The organism is Pseudoalteromonas sp. PS5, assembly GCF_004103255.1.
GTDB lineage: Bacteria > Pseudomonadota > Gammaproteobacteria > Enterobacterales > Alteromonadaceae > Pseudoalteromonas > Pseudoalteromonas peptidolytica.
Genome location: NZ_RCSQ01000018.1, coordinates 1 through 3,419, shown reverse-complemented (window position 1 = coordinate 3,419; position 3,419 = coordinate 1). Strand labels below are relative to the sequence as shown.

Sequence of the window (3,419 nt, the reverse complement as noted above, 5' to 3'; positions counted from 1 at the left end):
CAAAAGTACTTACTTTTAAGGATGGGAAAACAATGGATCACGCACTTTCTTTGGAATTGGATCCGACAACGATTGCAGCAGACCCTCGGATACATGACTTATCTGAGGTTAAACAAAGCGGCATGGCATGGGTGAAAAGTCACGTTCAAGAGGTAAATAGTTGGGTTGAGCGAGATGGTTTTGCACTACTGCGTGGCTTAAATATTGTGAGCACAAATCAGTTTAGCACCATACTTGAGACCTTATTTGGTGAGCGTTTAAGCCAGTATATTTATCGTTCATCTCCTCGTACCGCGTTGAACAACAATATTTATACCACGACTGAGTACCATGCAGATCAAGTGATCCTTCAACATAACGAGAATGCCTATTCCAATGTGTGGCCGATGCGAATGGGGTTCTTTTGTGTGATCCCTGCAACCACGGGAGGATGCACCCCCCTTGCTGATAGTCGTAAAGTCTACCGCCATATTCCAGCTGAGCTAAGAGATAAGTTTGAGCGCCTAGGCGTGCAATATGTGCGTAACTACGGTGATATTGACCTACCTTGGCAAGAAGTTTTCCAGACCGAGAGTAAGACAGAGGTTGAGCACTATTGCCAACAAAATGAAATCGAGTTTACTTGGCTTGATGATAAAAGGCTACAAACTAAGCAATGGCGTCCAGCCGTTATGCGCCATCCAAAAAGTGGTGAAAAGGTATGGTTCAATCAAGCTCACTTGTTTCATTGCTCAAGCCTAGACAATCAACTCAGTGCGCAAATGCGTGACAGTATCGGCAGCGAATTTTTGCCACGCAATGCTTTTTTTGGTGATGGCAGTGAGATTAGCGACCAAGACATTGCCATAATTAACCAAGTTTATCGCGACCTGACTTTTGCCTATCCATGGCAAAAAAACGATATTTTGCTATTGGACAATATGCTGTTTACCCATGGCAGAGAGGCCTATACAGGTACTCGAAAAGTGCTAGTTGGCATGGCGAAAATAGCCTCGGCTTAACTGGTTAATATTAATCTTTTCCAGTGGAAGCTGGGCAATAACACTTGTTAGTGGTTACGTGGTTGGCAATGTAAGGAATTTGAACAATGAAATGGCTAATACAACTGCGACTAAGACTGATGATGCTATTTTGCATTACCCTAGCGCTTGCATCTTGTTTGCAGAAAAAAAAGTATCGCGGATAATCACACCATCATGCCTAATCAATTAGAAATGATAGCAGCGGTGGTGAAAGAGTACTGCGATGCGAACCTTTTCTTTGGCACTATTTATATTACGTCAGTTGATAAAGTAATTTACCAGCATCACTGCGGGCCACAAAATATGCAGTATGATGTCGCGAACAGTGTGAAGTCGAAGTATCGCATTGGCTCCAATACCAAAGCGTTTTCGGCCGCTATTCTAATGAAGATGCTAGATGGTAAGGACTTACGGCAGGAAACCATTGGCGACCACTTGCCTTGGTATCCAGATAATCAATGCGCAGATGTGTCATTGCATCACCTACTTACCATGTCATCTGGGATCAATAACTACAGTGACAACGAAGCGGTGTACGACAACTATGGTTGGCGACCCTATTTATATGACTCAAATCTAGACCTTAACGGACCAGAAGATTTTAGTAATCGCTTTTGTACTTGTGGTGCTGAAGCTGGGCAAAGTGGCACCCCCTCGTTCACGCCCGGCAGTAAGTATGAATACAGCAACTGTAACTACTATCTTATTGGTAACATTATCGAGCAGTTAGCTGCAGGTAAACAGGGCAACATTGGTCGTGAGTATTGGTTTGCTAATATCGTTCAAGAGCAAATTCTAAACCCGCTTAACATGACTGACAGTGGCTCATATAGCGCGATAGGTGTGTATTCGAATATGACCACAGGTTATATCTACAACCAAAACCAGTATTTACCTCTAGCGAATGGCCGCCCTCCAGCTACAGGCGGGCCCGCCCCCTATGAAGATATTTTGGTTAACCCTTACAGTAATCCGCTAGTGCTTTACTCTGCCGGAGATTTATATTCGACCGTAGAGGATATGCACAAGTGGGATCAAGGGTTATATGGTACGCAGATCTTAAGTGATGCCCAAAAACTGGCAGCTTTTGCACCCTATTCCAATACCGGCAGTAGCACAGAGTGTGAATATTATGGTTATGGTTGGTTTGTAACCTACGTCGACCCTAACCAGTATGGCAAAGTAGCAAATTGCCCCGAAAACCCAGCAGACGCTAACCTTAGAATGTATGAAAAGTTTTTACAGTATTCAGGAAGTTACCCCTATTCATGGGTGACTAGTTTTACTCGTTTACTGGAACGAGATCAAAGCATCATGGTGTTTAGCAACTATGTAAAAGAAGGGATTGAGTCAGATTGTATCGCCGATGAGATCCGCAACATTATCTTCTATAGTGATAAACACCGCACTGAGGAGTGTCAGCAAGATTTAAATCAGGCATAACGCGGTGAGAGAAAACATCGAGCTCTGATGCTCGGTTAAACAAATTAATAGAACACCTGTGGTAGGTGGCAACGTTTCGCTCAGCTGTATTTGTGACACTGTGCAAATCCTTGGTTGTTCTTAGGTTTACTTCTTCATGATTAATGAAGGTAGTAAAGCCCATCTTTGAGTGAGCATAGCTTGTGAAATTATGGGTGCTAGGGCAAGTGCCGTGTTGGCACTTGATGGGTTCGACAACTGTTTAAGTAAATCATAGAGGATGAATTATGGCAGTGACAAAAACAGCGAAGGACGACAAGGTAAGCGAAGCGCCAGAACAACAGGAACCACAACTTGTTGCTGATGAAGATAGAACAGCCGTTGCTCAGCTGATTGTCGACAAATACACCAAATGGTCGTTTGGTTCTGGGTTTATTCCCTTGCCTGCGGTTGATTTAGTGGCGTTGACGGGGATCCAAATGAAGATGATAGGCGAAGTCGCGAAAGTCTATGGTCAATCATACGGAGACAATAAGTTGCGTGGCACAGTAAGCGCATTGATCGGCGGCTCTTTTCCACAAACCTTAGGGGGCGCGGGACTAAGCAGCTTTTTGAAGGCGGTTCCTGTGCTTGGTACGTTAAGCGCAATCGCATTTATGCCAATAGTGTCTGCGGCATCAACACATGCAGTGGGCTCTACGTTTGTTCGACACTTTGAAAATGGCGGTACGCTGATAAACCTGAATTTAGCGAGTATGAAAGGGGATATCGCAGATATTGCTGCTAAGTATCGTGCAAATAAGGGAAATGCGGACGCAACCGCTGCAGCGGATAAAGCTACAGTATAACGATACTGGCTGAAATAAACCGGCAGGCAACTGCTGGTTTATACCAATTTGACTTAATACTTGCTCAATTTGAAGGAGTAAATCTGACGCTAACAGCGTTAAAAATTTCTCATTTAGAACAACTAAA

The 3,419-nt window shown here is 43.8% G+C and carries 3 protein-coding genes; all 3 read left to right on the top strand.

The genetic code is table 11. The annotated features are described in order from the left end of the window. The first annotated feature begins 32 nt into the window (after positions 1–32). Complete coding sequence (locus D9603_RS02585; protein WP_128729933.1) at positions 33–1,001, top strand: TauD/TfdA family dioxygenase; 969 nt, start codon at positions 33–35, stop codon at positions 999–1,001. 195 nt (positions 1,002–1,196) lie between these two features. Continuing rightward, positions 1,197–2,465, top strand: coding sequence for a serine hydrolase domain-containing protein (locus D9603_RS02580; RefSeq protein ID WP_241651560.1), 1,269 nt, complete (start codon positions 1,197–1,199; stop codon positions 2,463–2,465). A 266-nt stretch (positions 2,466–2,731) separates the two neighbouring features. Continuing rightward, entirely contained in the window at positions 2,732–3,292 is a 561-nt protein-coding gene (locus D9603_RS02575; RefSeq protein ID WP_128729932.1) for a DUF697 domain-containing protein, read from the top strand. The last annotated feature ends 127 nt before the right edge of the window (positions 3,293–3,419 follow it).

What these genes read in the sequence shown, in the direction of transcription:
- D9603_RS02585 (WP_128729933.1), top strand. Translation starts at nt 33, where the DNA reads ATGGATCACGCACTTTCTTTGGAATTGGATCCGACAACGATTGCAGCA.
- D9603_RS02580 (WP_241651560.1), top strand. Translation starts at nt 1,197, where the DNA reads ATGCCTAATCAATTAGAAATGATAGCAGCGGTGGTGAAAGAGTACTGC.
- D9603_RS02575 (WP_128729932.1), top strand. Translation starts at nt 2,732, where the DNA reads ATGGCAGTGACAAAAACAGCGAAGGACGACAAGGTAAGCGAAGCGCCA.